Source organism: Plantactinospora sp. KLBMP9567, from assembly GCF_033446045.1.
Classification (GTDB): domain Bacteria; phylum Actinomycetota; class Actinomycetes; order Mycobacteriales; family Micromonosporaceae; genus Plantactinospora.
The window spans coordinates 545,835-563,518 of record NZ_JAWQRR010000006.1; the positions used below are offsets into that span (position 1 = coordinate 545,835).

The 17,684-nt window shown below is 72.6% G+C and carries 16 protein-coding genes and 3 pseudogenes; 10 read left to right on the plus strand and 9 right to left on the minus strand.

The features are described 5' to 3' along the window. Positions 1-5: 5 nt before the first annotated feature. From R6Y94_RS05185 to R6Y94_RS05195, 3 genes are all read right to left on the minus strand, one after another. A complete protein-coding gene (locus tag R6Y94_RS05185; protein ID WP_318394576.1) occupies positions 6-1,370 on the minus strand; it encodes a DUF6745 domain-containing protein in 1,365 nt (454 codons plus the stop codon). Then, on the minus strand, positions 1,370-1,690 hold the full coding sequence (locus R6Y94_RS05190) for a hypothetical protein (protein WP_318394577.1): 321 nt from the start codon (positions 1,688-1,690) through the stop codon (positions 1,370-1,372). Before R6Y94_RS05190 ends, R6Y94_RS05185 begins: the two co-directional genes overlap by 1 nt. A gap of 73 nt (positions 1,691-1,763) precedes the next feature. Further along, entirely contained in the window at positions 1,764-2,063 is a 300-nt protein-coding gene (locus tag R6Y94_RS05195; protein WP_318394578.1) for an antibiotic biosynthesis monooxygenase family protein, read from the minus strand. A gap of 107 nt (positions 2,064-2,170) precedes the next feature. Between R6Y94_RS05195 and pnuC the strand changes: the two genes are divergently transcribed. The 3 genes from pnuC (at position 2,171) to R6Y94_RS05210 (ending at position 5,356) form a co-directional block, all read left to right on the plus strand. Continuing rightward, positions 2,171-2,830, plus strand: a complete 660-nt coding sequence (gene pnuC, locus R6Y94_RS05200) for a nicotinamide riboside transporter PnuC (protein ID WP_318394579.1) — start codon at positions 2,171-2,173, stop codon at positions 2,828-2,830. 2 nt (positions 2,831-2,832) lie between these two features. Then, a complete protein-coding gene (locus R6Y94_RS05205) occupies positions 2,833-4,053 on the plus strand; it encodes an AAA family ATPase (RefSeq protein WP_318394580.1) in 1,221 nt (406 codons plus the stop codon). Between the two features lie 304 nt (positions 4,054-4,357). Continuing rightward, positions 4,358-5,356 carry a TerC family protein gene (locus tag R6Y94_RS05210; RefSeq protein ID WP_318394581.1) on the plus strand — a complete coding sequence of 333 codons (999 nt, stop codon included), beginning with the start codon at positions 4,358-4,360 and terminating at the stop codon, positions 5,354-5,356. A gap of 93 nt (positions 5,357-5,449) precedes the next feature. Here R6Y94_RS05210 and R6Y94_RS05215 read toward each other — a convergent pair whose 3' ends face one another. The 4 genes from R6Y94_RS05215 to typA form a co-directional block, all read right to left on the minus strand. Beyond that, positions 5,450-6,388, minus strand: coding sequence for an NlpC/P60 family protein (locus R6Y94_RS05215; protein ID WP_318394582.1), 939 nt, complete (start codon positions 6,386-6,388; stop codon positions 5,450-5,452). Between the two features lie 123 nt (positions 6,389-6,511). Continuing rightward, positions 6,512-7,606, minus strand: a complete 1,095-nt coding sequence (locus R6Y94_RS05220; protein ID WP_318394583.1) for a dipeptide epimerase — start codon at positions 7,604-7,606, stop codon at positions 6,512-6,514. 24 nt (positions 7,607-7,630) lie between these two features. After that, the gene (locus tag R6Y94_RS05225; protein ID WP_318394584.1) at positions 7,631-8,491 is read right to left on the minus strand and encodes a serine hydrolase; all 861 of its coding nucleotides are present in this window, start codon (positions 8,489-8,491) and stop codon (positions 7,631-7,633) included. Positions 8,492-8,512: 21 nt separating this feature from the next. After that, a complete protein-coding gene (gene typA / locus R6Y94_RS05230) occupies positions 8,513-10,381 on the minus strand; it encodes a translational GTPase TypA (protein ID WP_318394585.1) in 1,869 nt (622 codons plus the stop codon). Positions 10,382-10,515: 134 nt separating this feature from the next. On the opposite strand from typA, the pseudogene R6Y94_RS05235 reads away from it, so the two are divergent. The 3 genes and pseudogenes from R6Y94_RS05235 to R6Y94_RS05245 form a co-directional block, all read left to right on the plus strand. Next, a pseudogene (locus tag R6Y94_RS05235) lies at positions 10,516-11,925 on the plus strand (DedA family protein); the annotation flags it as partial. Between the two features lie 184 nt (positions 11,926-12,109). Beyond that, positions 12,110-12,976 carry a lytic transglycosylase domain-containing protein gene (locus tag R6Y94_RS05240; protein WP_318394586.1) on the plus strand — a complete coding sequence of 289 codons (867 nt, stop codon included), beginning with the start codon at positions 12,110-12,112 and terminating at the stop codon, positions 12,974-12,976. A 150-nt stretch (positions 12,977-13,126) separates the two neighbouring features. Then, positions 13,127-13,999 (plus strand): N-acetylmuramoyl-L-alanine amidase, encoded by an 873-nt coding sequence (locus R6Y94_RS05245; RefSeq protein WP_318394587.1) that lies wholly within the window; start codon positions 13,127-13,129, stop codon positions 13,997-13,999. A gap of 49 nt (positions 14,000-14,048) precedes the next feature. Here R6Y94_RS05245 and R6Y94_RS05250 read toward each other — a convergent pair whose 3' ends face one another. Continuing rightward, positions 14,049-15,104 (minus strand): NAD(P)-dependent oxidoreductase, encoded by a 1,056-nt coding sequence (locus R6Y94_RS05250; RefSeq protein WP_318394588.1) that lies wholly within the window; start codon positions 15,102-15,104, stop codon positions 14,049-14,051. Between the two features lie 178 nt (positions 15,105-15,282). On the opposite strand from R6Y94_RS05250, the pseudogene R6Y94_RS05255 reads away from it, so the two are divergent. The 3 genes and pseudogenes from R6Y94_RS05255 to R6Y94_RS05265 form a co-directional block, all read left to right on the plus strand. Continuing rightward, positions 15,283-15,672, plus strand: a pseudogene (locus R6Y94_RS05255) (MFS transporter); the annotation flags it as partial. 50 nt (positions 15,673-15,722) lie between these two features. Continuing rightward, a pseudogene (locus R6Y94_RS05260) lies at positions 15,723-16,058 on the plus strand (MFS transporter); the annotation flags it as partial. Positions 16,059-16,197: 139 nt separating this feature from the next. Next, positions 16,198-16,551, plus strand: a complete 354-nt coding sequence (locus R6Y94_RS05265) for a hypothetical protein (protein ID WP_318394625.1) — start codon at positions 16,198-16,200, stop codon at positions 16,549-16,551. Here the strand turns inward: R6Y94_RS05265 and R6Y94_RS05270 are convergent. Further along, complete coding sequence (locus R6Y94_RS05270) at positions 16,532-16,735, minus strand: cold-shock protein (protein ID WP_278063023.1); 204 nt, start codon at positions 16,733-16,735, stop codon at positions 16,532-16,534. The genes R6Y94_RS05265 and R6Y94_RS05270 overlap by 20 nt on opposite strands. A 219-nt stretch (positions 16,736-16,954) precedes the next feature. On the opposite strand from R6Y94_RS05270, the gene R6Y94_RS05275 reads away from it, so the two are divergent. Continuing rightward, on the plus strand, positions 16,955-17,563 hold the full coding sequence (locus R6Y94_RS05275; protein WP_318394589.1) for a DedA family protein: 609 nt from the start codon (positions 16,955-16,957) through the stop codon (positions 17,561-17,563). The last annotated feature ends 121 nt before the right edge of the window (positions 17,564-17,684 follow it).

Sequence of the window (17,684 nt, forward strand, 5' to 3'; positions counted from 1 at the left end):
CGCGGTCAGGTCTGCACCAGCGGCGCATACCGCTCCGGCTCCACCCCGAACGTCCAGGCGACACCCGCCCGCGCGGTACGCGTGTCCGGCGGCACCCGCAGCCAGTACGTGCGCCGGGTGCCGTCCGGCTCCGGGGTGGCATTGACCACCTCCACCATCACCAGTGGCTCGTCCTGCGGCAGGTTGAGCCGCCAGAGCACGCCGTACTCGTCGCGGTGCACCGCCGTCGTCCGGCTCTCCCGCAGGTAGCGGTCGTAGCCGAAGTGCTCCAGCATCACCCGGCGGACCTCGGCGTTGCGCTCCGCCCGGATCCGTTCCACGGTCAGCGTCGGCAGCTCGGCGGCGACGCCGGCCGGGATCGGCATCCCTCGCCAGGCGTGCAGCCCGAACCCGTCCGGATAGGCCAGTGCCGGACCGTCGTCGTGATGCAGCCGACCGAGGTTGTCCCGGTGCAGCCGGGTCGGCCGCTCGGTGAGGATGACCAGCCGCTCGTACGGCCACCACCAGCCGGCGGCGGCGGTGACCCCGGCGAGACCGGCCAGCCCCGGCTCGCCGTCGAAGGCGGCCAGCCAGGCCGCGTCGTGCTGGCCCGGCACCGCGTCGAGCAGCCCGGCCCGGGCCCGCCGGGTGAACGCGTCGTCGACCTGTGCCGTCAGGTCGGCGCCGAGCTGGTTGCGCAGCGGGGTGAAGATGCGATCGGTGAGCAGGTGCCAGGTGCGGCGCCCGCCGGCCGCCCAATGCGCGGCCCAGCCGGCCGGGCCGAGCCGCTCGACGGCGGCGGCCCGCGCCGTTGCCCACGGCGCGGTGCGCAGGGCGGGCCGGAGCGGCTGGCCGGGATCGGTCACCCCGGGCTCGCCGCCCTGGGTCCGCAGCGCCGCCAACACCTCGGCGACCGCCTCGGCCAGCCCACCGCCGCCCTGGTCGTAGCCGGCCGGGTCGCCGCCGGGCACCGGAGAGGTTGCCGACGCCGACCCGCCGGCCCCGAACCCCCCGGACCCGCCGGACCCAGACCCGCCGGACCCGCCGGACCCGGCGGCCCCGAACCCGCCGGGGCCGGCGGTGCCGGTATTCGGATCGGTCGACGGGGCCGCCCCGGTCAACAGGGCGGCGGCCAGCGCGCCGGCGCGCGGCGACGGGAGCCAGAACACCTGCCGGGGCGGTGCCAGTCCGGCCGCCGCATAGGCCCGTCGGACGGCGGCCTCGGCCACCGGGCGATCGGCCGGCCCGGTGGCCAGCCCGTGGGCGAGCCAGGTGTCGGCGACCCGCGCGAGCCGGGCCGCCTCCCCATCGGCCCGCTCGTCGGCGCCGGCCGCGATCGGCGTGGAGACGGTGGCAGCAGGTCGGTCCCGGCGCAGGGCGTCGGTGTCCATCAGTCCGCCACCGGTCGCCAGCTGCCGGGCAGGTATTCCCGCTGCCGCACCACCCGGTAGGTGCCGGCCGGCAGGGCGATCGGACCGTGCTCCTCGTGGCCGAGCCGGCCGTAGCCCTCGATCACCAGGAACGCCGGCTCGACCTGGTCGGGCAGGGCCCAGGCGGTGAGCCTGGATCCGGTCACCACGTGGGCGTGCCCGGTCGCCTCGCCGCGGGCCAGGACCAGCCGGCCCCGGCCGTCACGCCCGGCCGGGACGAGCCCGCCGGGCATCGTCGCCGGGTCGATCGCCTCGACCAGCACGTCGCCCTGTCGATACATCCGCCGCCTCCGAGGAACCGTTGTCTCCCCGGCACACTAGCGACGGCGTACGACAGTTTCGCCGAGTCGGCGGTCAGGCCGGCGGCGGTACGTCGGTGAAGTGCTCGACGACCGGCGGGGCGGCGAAATAGGGGCCGATCAGCGAGCGCCAGGTGCTGAACCGGTCGGTAGCCCGGAAGTTCTCCAGGTGTGCCTCGACCGAGTCCCACTCGACCAGCAGCACGAACCGGGACGGCGACTCGATCCCCCGGGTCATCCGGATGGACCGACATCCGGGGGTGCCGGCGAGTGTCGCGTGACCCTTGGCGTACGCCTCGGCGAACGCCTCCTCCTGACCGGCCAGCACGTCGATCAGCGCAACCTCCAGCACCATGATCGCAGCATGGCACGGACGGGCCCGGGCTGGTCGATCGGGGTATACCCGTTCCGCCCGACGGTACCTACGGTAGGAACTCCGGAGGATCTTGCGGGAGGTGCGCCATGCTCGACTGGCTGACCGGTACGGCGTTCACCGTGGCGGGTACCCCGACCAGCCGGGCCGAACTGCTCGGCTTCGCGACCGGGGTGCTCAACGTCTGGCTGCTGGCCCGGCAGAAGACGTGGAACTGGCCCGTCGGCATCGCCAACGTGCTGCTGCTGATGGTGCTCTTCTGGACCGCCGGCCTGTACGCCGACGCCGGGCTCCAGATCGTCTACGTCGGACTCGGCCTGTACGGCTGGTGGGCGTGGCTGTTCGGCGGTGCCGAGCGGAGCCGGCTGGTGGTCGGTCGGACCGATCGTCGGGAGTGGACAGTGCTGGTCGGTGCCGGCGCGGTTCTGACGCTGCTGCTCTGGCTGCTGCTGGACCGGGCGACCGACTCGACCGTGCCGCTGCCGGACGCGTTGACCACCGCGCTCTCCCTGATGGCGACGTACGGCCAGTGCCGCAAGCGGGTGGAGAGCTGGTGGATCTGGATCACCGCCGATCTCGTCTACATCCCGCTCTACGCCTACAAGGGGCTCTACCTCACCGCCGGGCTGTACGTGGTCTTCCTCGGGCTCTGCGTACTCGGGTTGCGGAACTGGCGGGCCGACCTGCGCCGGCTCTCGGCCGCGGCGGCCCGGCCGGTGGCGCCCGGCCCGGCCCCCGCCACCCCGTGACCGTGCGGGACACCGACAACCCCTCCGCCGCACCGTGGCCCGGCCGGACGGCCCGGGCGACCGCGCGGAACACCGGCAGCTTTCCGGCAGCCGCCCGGCCCGGGCGAGCGGCCCAGGCGGCGGATCCGGTGGAGGCCGCGGACCCGGTGCCGGAGGCGGCGGGCCGACCGGAGTTCGGGCACGGGCTGGTGGTGGGGAAGTTCTATCCGCCGCACGCCGGGCACCACGCGCTGATCGCCGAGGCGGCCCGCCGCTGCGCCGCCGTCACCGTGGTGGTGGCGCCGTCCCGGCGGGAGTCGATCCCGCTGGAGCTGCGGCTGGACTGGTTGCGTGAGGTGCACGCCGCCGACCGGCACGTCCGGTTCGTCGGCCGGTACGACGACCATCCGGTCGACTACGCCGACCCGGCCGCCTGGGACGCGCACTGCGCGGTGTTCCGGGCGGCGGTCGGACCGGCCCGGGTCGACGCGGTCTTCTCCTCGGAGGCGTACGGCGCGGAGCTGGCCCGCCGGTTCGACGCGGTGGACGTACCCGTCGATCCGGCCCGGGCCGCCGTACCGGTCTCCGGCACGGCGGTCCGGGCGGATCCGGTGGCGCACTGGGCGATGCTCAGCGCGCCGGTCCGGGCCTGGTTCGTCCGCCGGATCGTGGTGGTGGGCGCCGAGTCCACCGGGACCACCACGGTCGCCGAGGCGCTGGCCGAGCACTACGGCACCTGCTGGGTACCGGAGTACGGCCGGGAACTCACCGCCGCCAAGTTGGCCCGGTTGCGGGGCACCGAACCCGACGCGACGATCTTCGACGTGGTCTGGGACCGGGCCGACTTCGAGACGGTGGTCCGGGAGCAGCAGGCCGCCGAGGACGCCGCCGCCCGGCGCAGCGGGCCGCTGCTGTTCTGCGACACCGACGCCCGGGCCACCGCGGTCTGGGAGGAGCGGTACCTCGGCTCGACCTCACCCCGGGTCCGGGCCGCCGCCCGTCGACCCGATCTCTATCTGCTGACCGACCACCACGGGGTGCCGTTCACCGACGACGGCCTGCGGGACGGTGCGCACCTGCGCGGCTGGATGACCGAGCGGTTTCGGGTGGTGTTGGCCGAATCCGGGGTACCCGTGATCGAACTCACCGGTCCGCTTCCGGACCGGTTGGGCGCGGCGATCCTGGCCTGCGACGCGATGCTGGCGGCGGGTTGGTCCCTCGCCGACCCGTTGTTACCTCGGTAGTGCACCTAGGTTCCTAGGATGATTTACCGGTGGTGAGTCAGGCGCCCCCACAGGGGGAGATGCGCGACGGGCGGGGAATGGTGAACAATGGCGCTGTAGGAGGGGAGTATTCCTTCGCGACGGTGTCGTCAACACGGTCGTCGGCCGGTAGACCGGTACGAGGACCCGGCACCGTAGGTTGTCGCCGCGGCGTCTCCGCGTGGCGATGGCGGAAGAGACCTCCGACAGTCACCACCGTCTACACCGCCTGACGCGCGTCATCCGCGTGCTGACGGCGGTGCCGCGTGCCTGCCGGAGGAGTGCCTTGAACGTGTCCACCTGGGTGTGGGTCGTCTCGCTAGTTGTGCTGACGGCGATCCTGCTACTTGATCTCGTGATCATCGGTCGACGACCGCACGAGCCGAGTCTGAGGGAGTCTGGCCTCTGGGTCAGCTTCTACGTCGGCCTCGCGATCGTCTTCGGGGTCGGCCTGTTCCTGACCACCGACGCCACCGTGGCCGGGGAGTTCTTCACCGGCTGGCTCACCGAGTACAGCCTCTCGGTGGACAACCTCTTCGTGTTCGTGATCATTATGTCCAGATTCGGCGTGCCCCGGCAGTACCAGCAGAAGGTACTGCTGATCGGCATCGTGCTGGCGCTGGTGATGCGCGGCGGCTTCATCGCGGCCGGCGCGGCGCTGATCAACCAGTTCTCCTGGGTCTTCTACATCTTCGGCGCCTTCCTCATCTACACGGCGATCAACTTCTTCCGCCAGGGTGAGCCGACCGAGGACGACTTCAAGGAGAACATCCTGATCCGATGGAGCCGGCGGGCCCTGCCGGTATCCCGGGACTTCTCCGGCGCCCGGATCACCATCCAGGAGAACGGCCGCCGGCTCTTCACCCCGATGCTGATCGTGCTGATCGCGATCGGCACCACCGACCTGGTCTTCGCGCTCGACTCCATCCCGGCGATCTTCGGGATCACCCAGGAGCCCTACCTCGTCTTCACCGCCAACGTCTTCGCGCTGATGGGGCTGCGGCAGCTCTACTTCCTGCTCGGCGGGCTGCTCGACCGGCTGGTCTACCTCAACATCGGGCTCGCCGTGGTGCTCGGCTTCATCGGCGTCAAGCTGGTGCTGGAGGCGCTGGCCGGCAACAACCTGCCGTTCCTCAACGGTGGCGCGCCGGTCGCTTGGGCGCCGCACATCCCGATCTGGCTCTCCCTCACCATCATCCTGGGCACGCTGGCGATCGCCACCGTGGCCAGCCTGATCAAGTCCAGCCGGGACCGCCGGTCAGCCGAGAAGGTGCCGGTCGCCTGAAATAAGCGCCGGAGCGGCGGGTCAGGGAGCGAATCTTCTCCACCTCCCCTTACCGTCCGGGGTGGCCCGGACGAAGGGCGGGGCTGAGGTGTCTCAGCCAGGAAAGGGTTCGGTGACCCGGTGCGCGCCGACCAGGGTCGCGGCCCGGTCGGCGGGCATCGGTTCCTCCAGGACCCGCCGCTTGGTGTAGCAGGCGTGCAGCATCCGCCGGTCGCCGTCCGGCCCGGGGGGCGCGGTGACGATACCGATGTGGTGGACCGGCCGGCCCGGCCGGGCGAAGAAGTAGAGGTCGCCGGGTCGTTCCGCGCCGAGCGGCACCGGGACCGTCGCCGCCGCCTGGTCGTCGGCGTCCCTGGGCAGGCGTATGCCGAAGCGCCGCCAGGCCAGGTGCACCAGGCCGGAGCAGTCGATGCCGTACGCCGAGACGCCGCCCCAGAGATAGACCACGTCCCGCAGCCGGCTGGCCACCGCGAGTACCTCGGTCGGGCTGGGCGGCCGGGTCGGTGCCGGGGCGAGATGGCTGTCGGGTGCCCAGAGCGGCAGCCTGTGGTCGGGGACCCGGACCGGGCGCCAGCCGGCGTGGGTCGGACCCGCGCCGGTCAGCCGGGTGCCCAGGATGACGCCGGGCAGCACCACCGCGCCGGACGGGGCGTCGTGCAACCGGGTGACCGTCGCCGCGACGACCAGATCCGGCGGGGCCGGTACCGGATCGGCGGGCTCGACGAGCTGTTCGCGCGGGAGCCAGCCCGGATAGCCCCGGGGGTCGAGTCTGGCCGCCGGCTGTTCCACCGCGACGACCCGGACCCAGCCGTCCGGGCGGACCTCCTCGACCAGCACCCGCTCGCCGAGCAGGAGCTGACTGAGCACGCAGTCGCCGTCCCGCTGGTCGACGGTCATCCCGGAGATCCAGCCGGCGATGTCGGTCCGGCGGGACAGGGCCGGTGCGTCCACCGGGCGGACGGCCTCGGGACCGGCCCACAGGGTGGCGACGCCGACCCGGACAACGGCTTCGCGCCCCGAGCGCAGCACCATGTCAGTACCACCCGTCCTCGCCCGCTCTCGCCCGAAACCCTATGAAAATTAGCGCCGCACTGCAACATGCGACTGAATGTTGCCTTCATGGGCTGCAGCGCGGCCGGGACCGGCGGGGCGGCGTCAGGGCGTCGGCGGCGGCGTCCGGTGCAGGCCGGCGATGCCGAGACCGGGAGCGTCGGGCAACACGACGGTGGCGTTCTCGTACCGGATGCCGCCCTGCACCGGCGACCAGGCCAGCCACCAGGCGGCGTCCAGGTCCGACACGGCGCTGGTGCCGTACGCGGCCACCAGGCTGGCAGCCGCGCCGAGCCCGATCTGACTCTCCATCATCGAGCCGACCAGGGTGCCGAGGCCGTGCTCGGCGGCCAGCTCCAGCAGCGTCCGGGCCGGGCCCAGCCCACCGCACTTGGCCAGTTTCACGTTCACCATGTCCGCGGCCCGCCGCTGGATCACCTCGACCAGGTCGCGCAGTCCGTAGACCGACTCGTCGGCCAGGATCGGCACGTCCACCCGCTCGGCCACCCAGGCCAGCCCGGCGATGTCCCGGGCGTGCACCGGCTGCTCCACCAGTTCCACGTCGAGGCCGGCGTCCTCGACACCGCGGATCACCCGGACCGCCTCCCGGGGCGTCCAGCCCTGGTTGGCGTCGAGCCGGATCCGGGCCTGCGGGCCGGCGGCGGCGCGTACCGCCCGGATCCGGGCCAGGTCACCGGCCGCGTCCGTGCCGACCTTCACCTTGAGTACGTCGAAACCGTCGGCGACCCGCTGCTTCGCCGCCCCGGCCAACTCGACCGCGTCCCCGGCCGACAGTGTGACGTCGGTGGCGACCCGCCGGGACGTCCCGCCGAGCAGCCGCACCAGCGGTACGCCGAGCCGCCGGGCCGCCAGGTCGTGCAGTGCCACGTCCACCGCAGCCTTCGCCGCCTCGTTGCCGACCACCGCGCGCCGTACCTCCGCGCACCGGGCCACCAGGTCGTCCGGGTCACGTCGGACCAGCAGCGGGGCGAACACCTCCTCGACACAGGCCTGTGCGCCGCCGATCGACGCCCCGGTCACCCGCCACACCTGGGGTGCCTCGCCGAATCCGGACCGCCCGTCGGCGTCGACCACCTCCACCACCAGGGTCTCTACTGTGGAGGTACGGCGCAGTGCGGTCACGAACGGGGTGTGCAGCGGAGCGGAGAGCCGGTGGGTGCGAACCGAGGCGATCGACATGCAGGCACCATATCGACCGTCGGGTCAGCCGACGGTCCCCAGACGGTGCCGGGCGGCCCAGAGCAGCGCCGAGACCCGGGCGATGAGCCGACGGGCCCACTCGTCCCGGTCGTCGCCGGAGTGGTCGGCGTCGCCGTCCGGCGGCACGCTGGTGCAGACCACCACGGCGTACGGGGGCGCGTCGTCCGGGAAGACCACGCCGGCACCGTGCCGGACGCCGCGTACCCAGCCGTTCTTGTGTGCGATCCGGGTGCCCGGCGGCAGCCCGGCGGCCAGGTCCTCGCCGCGCTCCTGCGCGAACAGCACGTCCAACATCGCGGCACAGGTGCCGGGGGAGGCCAGTCGGGATCGGGCGATCGCGCCGAGCAGCCCGGCCAGGTCGGCGGCGGTGACCTGGTTGTCGAGTCCGGCGTCCCGGGCGGCGAAGTCCTCGATGCCCCGCTGGGTACGGCTGTGCCGGGCACCACTGTCGGCCCACACCTGGGCGACGGCGGGCAGCCCGACGTGCCCGAGCACCAGGTTGGTGGCGAGGTTGCTGGACCGGACGATCATCCGTTCGGCGAGCCAGCCCAGCGGTGCGGTGCCGCCGAGCCGGGCCCAGACCGCCTCGTCGTTGTCGTAGTCGGCCGCGCAGCAGAACCGGCCCGCGCCCGGCCGGGCCGAGTCGAACTCGTTGAGCACCGGCACCGGCGCGGCCAGCTCCAGCTCACCGGCCTCGGCGGCCCGGTGCAGGGCGGCCAGCACCGCCACCTTCATGGTGCTGGCCGCGTAGTGCGGGGTGTCCGGCAGCCGGGTGTACGCGGGCCGGCGGCCGAGCCGACCCACGTAGACCGAGACTGTTCCGGGTACCGCCGCCAGTTCGACCTCGAGTGCGTCCCAGGGCATCTGCGCAGCGTACGACCGGACTCAGCCGGCGTGCTTGCGCCGGGCGGTGGCCCGGGCCCGGGACGGTGCGTCCAGCATGACCTTGCGCAGCCGGATCGCCACCGGGGTGACCTCGACGCACTCGTCCTCGCGGCAGAACTCCAGGGCCTGTTCCAGGGAGAGCTTGCGCGGCGGGATCAGCTTCTCGGTCTCCTCGCTGGTCGAGGAGCGCATGTTGGTGAGCTTCTTCTCCTTGGTGATGTTGACGTCCATGTCGTCGGAGCGGGAGTTCTCGCCGACCAGCATGCCCTCGTAGACCTCGGTGGACGGCTCGACGAAGAGGGTGCCGCGCTCCTGGAGGTTGAGCATCGCGAACGCGGTCGCCACCCCGGACCGGTCGGCGACCAGCGATCCGGTGTTCCTGGTCCGCAGCTCGCCGAACCACGGCTCGTACGACTCGAAGACGTGGTGCAGGATGCCGGTACCCCGGGTGTCGGTGAGGAACTCGGTCCGGAAGCCGATCAGTCCCCGGGCCGGCACCAGCCACTCCATCCGGATCCAGCCGGTGCCGTGGTTGACGAGCTGCTCCATCCGGCCCTTGCGGGTGGCCAGCAACTGGGTGATGGCGCCGAGGTATTCCTCCGGGGCGTCGATGGTGAGCCGCTCGACCGGCTCACACGTCTTGCCGTCGATCTCCCGGGTCACCACCTGCGGCTTGCCGACGGTCAGCTCGTACGACTCGCGGCGCATCTGCTCGACCAGGATGGCCAGCGCCAGCTCGCCCCGGCCCTGCACCTCCCAGGCGTCCGGCCGGTCGGTGGGGAGCACCCGGAGCGAGACGTTGCCGATCAGCTCCCGGTCCAGCCGGTCCTTGACCATCCGGGCGGTGACCTTGGCGCCCTTGACCCGGCCGACCAGCGGCGAGGTGTTGGTGCCGATGGTCATCGAGATCGCCGGCTCGTCGACGGTGATCAGCGGCAGCGGCCGGGGGTCCTCCAGGTCGGCCAGGGTCTCGCCGATCATGATCTCCGGGATGCCGGCGACCGCGATGATGTCGCCCGGCCCGGCCGAGGTGGCCGACTTGCGCTCCAGGCCCTCGGTGATCAGCAGTTCGGAGACCCGGACCCGCTCCACGGTGCCGTCGGTGCGGCACCAGGCCACCGTCTCGCCCTTGGTGACGGTGCCCTGGCGGACCCGGCACAGCGCCAGCCGGCCGAGGAACGGCGAGGCGTCCAGGTTGGTCACGTGCGCCTGCAACGGCGCGGCCTCGTCGTAGGCCGGCGGCGGGATGGTGTCGAGCAGGCTGCGGAAGAGCGGCTCCAGCGAGCTGCTGTCGGCCGGCACGGTGCCGCCGGGGGGTTGGGTCAGCGAGGCGATGCCGTCCCGGGCGCAGGCGTAGATGATCGGGAAGTCGATCTGCTCGGCGTCCGCGTCCAGGTCCAGGAAGAGTTCGTACGTGTCGTCGACCACCTCCTTGATCCGGGCGTCCGGCCGGTCCACCTTGTTGATCACGAGGATGATCGGCAGCCGGGCCTGCAGCGCCTTGCGGAGCACGAACCGGGTCTGCGGCAGCGGGCCCTCGCTGGCGTCCACCAGCAGCAGTACCCCGTCGACCATGGTCAGCCCGCGTTCCACCTCGCCGCCGAAGTCCGCGTGCCCAGGGGTGTCGATGATGTTGATGGTGACCGGGTCGGAACCGTCCGCCGGCAGGTAGCGCACGGCGGTGTTCTTGGCCAGGATGGTGATGCCCTTCTCCCGCTCCAGGTCCATGGAGTCCATCACCCGGTCAGCCGGCTCGGCCCGGGCGGAGAACGCTCCGGACTGCCGCAGCATGGCGTCGACCAGGGTGGTCTTGCCGTGGTCGACGTGGGCGATGATTGCGACGTTACGAAGGTCCCCGCGGGTCTGCATGCCCTCCATCCTCTCGCCTGCGCGATCCGGGCCGGCGTCCGGGTTCCCCCTGAGGTAACCCCGCTCTCGGCGGGAATCGCTGTGCCATCACACCACACGGCTGGCATGCTGGCCGGGGTGTTCGGGGGGTCGCCGTGCAGGATGTGTTGACGGTGGTGCGGGAGTTGCCACCGGTGCTGGTCTACCTGGTCGCCGCGCTGCTGGTGGCCACCGAGACGGCGGTGATCGTCGGCCTGGTGATGCCGGCGGAGGCGACCCTGCTGCTGGTCGGCTTCCTCGCCTACACCGGGATGCTGCGGCTCGGGCCGGCGCTGGTGGTGATGATTGTCGCAGCGGTGCTCGGCGACGCGCTGGCCTTCCGCAGCGGCCGGCGGCACGGCACCCGGCTGCGGGCCGGCCGCTGGGGGAGCCGCGTCGGGGCGCAGCGCTGGGCGAAGGCCGACGCGATGCTGGCCCGGCTGGGCGGGCGCGGGGTCTTCGCGGCCCGCTGGGTGGCCTTCGCCCGGACCCTGGTGCCCCGGCTGGCCGGCAGCGCCGGGATGCCGTACCGGCGGTTCGCGCCGTGGAACCTGGCCGGGGTGGTGACCTGGGTCGGCGGTTCGGTGCTGGCCGGCTATCTGGCCGGGGAGTCGTACGAGACGGTCTCCCACTACCTCGGCAAGGCGACCGGTGCCGTACTGCTGCTGATCGTCTTCATCGTGGCCATCGTGCTGGTCGGCCGCTGGCTCGGCCGGAACCCCGACCCGGTGCGGTCGCTGCTGACCCGGGCCGTCGCCCGGCCGCCGTTGCGCTGGCTCGCCCGGCGGTACGGGGTGCTGTTCTTCGTGCTGTCGATGCACATCGGGCCGGGCTGGACGCTGCTGGCCAATCTGGTCGCCGGGTTGGCGCTGCTCTTCGTGACCGGGCTCACCCTGGCCTGGCTGCTCGACCTGGTGGTCACGCACAGCGGGCTGTCGGTGGTCGACAGCGCGATAGCGGAGTGGTTCGCCTCCCGGCGTACCGAGGGGGTGGCCGAGTTGGCGCACGGCGCGATCGGTGCGCTGCGCGGTCCGGTGCTGATCCTGGTGGTGGCGCTGGTCGCCGCGGTGGTCGGCTGGCGTACCCGACCGTGGCGGGTCGACCTGCTCAGCGTGCTCGGCACGGTCGGCGCCTTCGTACCGCTGCTGGTGCTGGTCCTGGTGACCGACGTCACCGGGCCGACCAGCGGCACACCGGTACGGCTGCTGCCGGCCCAGAACGCCGTGGTCGCGGCCAGCCTCTGCACGCTGGCCTGGCTGCTGGCCCGGCAGAGCCGCTGGCCGATGGCGGTGGCGGCCTGGACGGTGGCGGCGGTCGGGGTGGTGATGATCGGCGCGGCCCGGCTCTACGTCGGCTGGAGTTCGGCCAGCGAGACGGTCACCTCCATGCTGCTCGGGGTGCTCTGGACCGCGGTCTTCATGGTCGCCTGGGCGACCCGGGACCGCGCGGTACGCGCGGCCGGGGCTTCGGCCGCGCCGTCCACGGCGAACCCGCCACGGCCTTCGGCAGCCGAGGCCCGGCAGCCGTCGGAAAGCGAGGCCGTGCCGCCCGCAGGTGAGGCCCGACCGCCCGCAGGTGAGGAGCGGCCGTCGGCGGAGCGGGCCGGCACCCCGGCCGTCGAGGAGACGGCCCCGGCCAGCCGGAGGGTCGAGGCACCCTGAGCTGTCGGCGTGCCTGTTATGGTGCGCCGGGAGATCTGGGGGGACTCGAATGACTGAGTGGCTACGCAGGACCGGGCTGGTGTCGGGGGCGGTGGTCCTGGCGCTCGCCAGCGTGGTCGCCTGCGCCAACGGCGAGCCGGGGGGCGAGGGTGGCACGACCACGGTCGCGGCGGAGACCGACCCCTCCGCCCCCTCCGTCGCCGCCGACCCGGTCGCGGCCGGCGAGCCGACGACCGAGCCGCCGGCCGTGGCGGGGCTCGGCGCCCGGCCGACCCCGTCGGCGACCCCGAGCCGCACCGCCAGCAAGAAGCCGGGTCCGCGCAAGGTCCCCAAGCCGCCGACCGAGACGAAGCTGCCCCCGCCGCCGCCCAAGCCCGAGACCGGCTGCACCAAGCCGCGCTACGAGGGCACCCAGGCCAGCCGGGCCCAGGTCAAGCAGGCGCTGACCGAGGCGGCCGGCCGGACCTACTGGCCGAGTTCGGCGCCGAGCATCCGGGTGCCGGTCGACCTGGTCAAGGCCACCGCCTGGCAGGAGAGCGGCTGGCAGTCGAACATCATCGCCTGCGACGGCGGGGTCGGGCTGATGCAGGTCATGCCGGACACTGCGGCCTTCGTCAACCAGCGCTTCGACCAGTCGTACGACATCGACGCCTACCGGGACAACGCCACGCTCGGGGCGAACTACCTGGCCTGGCTGATCAAGTACATCGGTGACGCCTTCTTCGAGAGCGACTACGGGGTGTCCGCCGAGGACTGCGGCACCGAACTCAACTCCTGTCTGCTGAACGCGGTGATCTCGGCGTACAACTTCGGGCCGGGGGCGGTGGTGACCGACGACGGGCTGAAGATCCCCAACCCGCAGTACGTGCGTAACGTCCGCGCGCTGATGACGGAGTGTGAGTGCCTGGCCTTCTGAGGCCGGTGGCCGGCTAGTCGTCCTATCCCGACCTCGGGTCGGTTGACCATTGCTTTTGCTCATATTGGCAGCTTGGACGACTGGACTCGGGCCATCGTCGCAGATACGGTCAGTAGTGAACCCCTACCTCCGAGTAAGGAGGGCTGATCGATGCGACTGCTCTGGCTCGCCGACGTGCTCCGGTCCGCCGGTCTCACCGTGCACGAGGTCGGCGGTTGGCGGAGTCGCGGGTCCACATCCTTCGATCCACACGGGATCATGTGCCACGAGACCCGCGGTTCGCTGCGCTCCACCGACGCCGGCGAGATCTACGTCCTGCTCAACGGTTCCGCGACGGCGCCACCGCCGATAGCCCAGCTCTACCTTTCGCGCACCGGGCACTGGCACGTGATCGCCTCCGGCCGGTGCAACCACGTCCGGGTCGGCTGGGCCGGGCCGTTCAAGGGGGTCGGCAACTCCGGCCTGATCGGCATCGAGGCGCAGCACGCCCTCGGCGAGCCGTGGACCGACCGGCAGTACGACTCCTACGTGCGCGGCGTACGGGCGCTGCGCGACCGTACCGGCTGGGGGATCGCCGGCCACAAGGAGCACCAACCGGCCGGCTACGGACACCCGAGTGTCAAGACGGACCCGAGTTTCAACATGAACCAGTTCCGGCGCGACGTCGCCGCATCGTCCGGAGGGGAGAACATCATGCCGGCACTGTCCGATCAGGAGCAGGAACAACTGCTCAAGTTCGCCAAGGACAACAACTACCTTCTGTGGCAGGGCGCGCAGAAGCCTGACGGAAGCGGCCGTACCGATATCCGGCAGCACTTCTACACCATCGAGGGGATGCTGACCGAGGTCAAGGCCAACCAGATGAACATGCTCGGCAAGGACTGGGTCAACGAGCAGCAGATCATCGACGGCGTGCTCAACGGGCTGGGCTCGAAGGACCTCGACGACGCGGCGGCCGCGCTGCGGGCGGCGTTCGGCGACCGGATCGGGGAGCTGGCCGCCAAACTCACTGCTGCGACCTGAGCACCCGGCGGCTCGGCGGCCGGGTCAGCCGGTCGTGTGGCCTGGTCAGTCAGCCGGTCGTGCGGCGGCGCAGCCAGGCGTCCTCGGCGAGGTAGTCGAAGTAGTCGGTGCGGTAGTTCTGCGCGAGATCGGGGAAGACGGTCCGCCAGTCCCGGCCGTGCGCGGCGTCCACCAGCCACCGTACGGTCTCCGGCAGCGAGTCGAGATAGTTGGTCACCGGGCGGTAGCCGAGCTGGCGTTCCGCCAGGCTCATGTCCAGCACCACCGGGCACGGCGTGGACCACGGTGTCTCGCCGACCGGTGGTGCCGGCGAGGGGCCGTCGATCAGCACGTCCTCCGCACCGTGGTCCAGCACCGCGTGCACGGCGGCGCCGATCTCGCGTACGGTCGGTGGCTCCGGGTCGCCGGCGTTGAGCACCCGGGCCCCGGGCTCGGCGGCGGAGAGCCGGATCAGCTCGGCGAGGTTGGCCGTGGAGACCGGATGGAACCGGCTCTGTCCGGCGTACGCCAGCACCCGTACCGGCCGGTGGTCCAGGGCGCGTTTGACGAAGTGCCACTCGCGCGGGTGCACGGTGTGCGGCCCGTGGATCGCACCGGCCCGCAATAGCGTGGTCGGCAGGACCGCCCCGGCGGCGAGCAGTTCGCGTTCCAGGGCCGCCTTGCCGGCCGCGTACGTCTCCGCGTCCGGCGCCGCGTCCGGGTCGAGCGGTACGACGGTCTGCTGGGTCTCGGCGATCGGCACCGGGAACCGGACCCCTTCGGCGCCGAACCCCCGGCCGGCGTCGTCCAGGTAGACCCCGGCGGTGGAGACGATCACGGCCGAACCGATCCGGTCGGCGAGCCGGAGCAGTTGGCGGGCGTGCCGGGCGTCGTACGCGACGGTGTCGACCAGTACGTCGCAGCCGTCGCCGACCGCGACCGCCAGCCCGGCGTCGTCCTCGCGGTCCAGCGGCACCAGCTCGACGTTCCAGTGCGGCGGCCAGGGTGCCCCGGCCCGCAGGCCCCGGGCGGCGGCCCGGACGTGCCAGCCGTCGGCGACCAGGGCGCGGACCGCGGCCCGGCCGACCTGGCCGGTGGCGCCGACGACCAGAGCGAGCTTCTCCATAGCGTCACGCTAGATCTCCGCGCGGAGGCTGGCGAGCCCTTCGGCTCTCAGCCGAACCCGCCGCCCGTCGATGCCGACCGAACAACGTCGCCACTGGTGGGACGTGCCCGCGCCGAGGCGTCGGCGTCGGACGGCGCGGGTCTCCCCGCCGCGAGGCCGGCGAGCGGGAGGAGACGAAATGAGCCTGCTCCGGCAACGGGACTTCCGGCTGCTCTGGATCGGCCAGGCCAGCAGCACCTTCGGCACCAGCGTGGCGCTGCCGCTGGTGGCGGTTGCCACCCTCGACGCCAGCACCTTCCAGGTGGCGCTGCTGACCGCCGCCGCATGGCTGCCCTGGCTGCTGGTCGGTCTGCCGGCCGGCGCCCTGGTGGATCGGCTGCGCTGCCGGCCGGTGATGGTGACCTGCGACCTGGTCGCCGCGCTGCTCTTCGCCAGCGTGCCGGTCGCCGGCTGGCTCGGCGTACTCACCATCGGGCACCTGCTGGCCGTTGCGCTGGGCGGCGGCACCGTGAGCGTCTTCTTCAAGACCGCGTACCAGGTCTACCTGCCCACCCTGCTGGACCGGGCCGACCTGGCCGAGGGAAACGCGAAGCTCCAGGGCACCGAGGCGGTGGCCAGGTGGCCGGCCCGGGCGCGGCCGGCCTGCTGGCCAGCCTGGTCGGCGCCGCGACAGCGCTGTTGGCGGACGTGCTCGGCTTCCTCGGCTCGGCCGCCTGCCTGCTGTCGATCCGTCGCCAGGAGCCACGCCGCACCGCCGATCCGGCGGCGGGTCTCGGCCGGCAGATCGCCGAGGGGGTACGGTTCACCGCCCGCGATCCCTGCCTGCGGGTGCTCACCGTCTGGGGCGCGGTCAGCAACCTCGGCCTGGTCGGCTACCAGGCGATCCTGGTCGTCTTCCTGGTCCGCGAGGTCGGGGTCGGTCCGGGTACGGTCGGCGGCCTGGTCGCCGTGATGAGCCTCGGCGCTGCCATCGCCACCAGGCTGTCCCGGCACCTCGGCAGCGCCCGCGCGCTGCTGCTCTGCGCCCTCGGCGCCGAACCGTTCGGGTTGCTGATCCCCGCTGACCGCTCCCGGCGCCCGGCTCGGCCTGCTGGTGCTGGCCGGCACGGTGATCGGCGCCGGAGTGGTCGCCGGCAACGTGATCAAGGCAGGCTTCCGCCAGGCGTACGTGCCGCACCGGCTGCTCGGCCGGGTCCGCGTGACCATGCAGGTGGTCAACCTCGGCACCATGCCGCTGGGTGCCGTGCTCGGCGGCGCGCTCGGTATGGCGCTCGGCCTCCGCCCGGCGATGTGGGTGATCACCGCCGGGCTGGCGCTGAGCGGGCTGATCCTGCTGATCGGCCCGCTGCGGAAGCGCCGCGACCTACCCGAACCGCGGCACGACACGGAGCCGGCGGCACCGGCCCGCCCGGCGGGTAGCGAACTGGTCAGCGCGGCTGCACGTTAGCCGCCTGCGGGCCCTTCTCGCCCTGGGTGACGTCGAACTCGACCTTCTGCCCCTCGTTGAGCTCGCGGTAGCCGGACGAGGCGATCGCGGAGTAGTGGACGAACACGTCCGGCCCTCCGCCGTCCTGCTCGATGAAGCCGAAGCCCTTTTCCGAGTTGAACCACTTGACGGTTCCGGTTGCCATGGGTGTCTCCTTAGCGGCGCGCCCGGTGCGTGGCGTGCCCTGTACGTCACCGACAGTAGCCTCCCTGCGTACTTGGTGCGGGCGGAAGTCGGGAGTCGTACAAACCTCGGCGTAGGCCGGACGGCGGAGTCACCCCTAGATCGAGTCAGGGTTGCCCGCCTCGGTTACCAGGGCTCGACCCGGATGTCCGGATGCCGTTCCGTCCGTAACGTTCCTGACGTGGCGGACTGGCTGGTTCAGGTGGGGGAACTGCCGTCGGGAGTCTTTCTGGCGGTGCTCGGCGGTGTCATGATGCTGGACGCGATTCCACTGCTCGGCGTACTCGTGCCCGGCGACGTCGCGGTACTGGCCGCGGTGGGGGTCGGTCGGCCGGCCAGTGTGGGGGCGTTCCTGGCGGTGATCGGCGGCTGCCTCGGCGGCTGGTCGCTCACCTTCTTCGCCGGTCGGCGGTTCGGCGCCCGGCTACGGCGCAGCCGTACCGGGGCGTGGATCGGGGAGGCGCGCTGGTCGGCGGCCGAGCGGATTCTCAGCAGTGGCGGGGGCCGGATGGTGATGGTGGCACCCTTCCTGCCGGTACTGAACGCGCTGCTGCCGCTCGCCGCGGGCGGGCTGCGGATGTCGTACCGGCGGTTCCTGAGCTTCGCGGCGGTCGGCGCGGTGCTCTGGGCCGGGCTCTACATGGTGCTCGGCATCCTGGCCCGGTCGGTTGGCGGGCTGCTGCCGGGCGAGTCGTTCGCACTGGTGGGCACGGTGGGCTTCGGGATGATCTTCGGCGGCCTCGTCCTGCTGGGCGTACGCCGCCGACTCGCCTCGACGGTCCAGGGCTGACAGTGCGGTGGCGGGGGGGTCGGGGGGTGACCGGGTGGCGCCGGCGGGCTGGGGCGGCCGGCCGGCACCACCCGGTGGACGCGGATCGCGGTCACGGGGTGCCGGGACGGGCCGGGGCAAC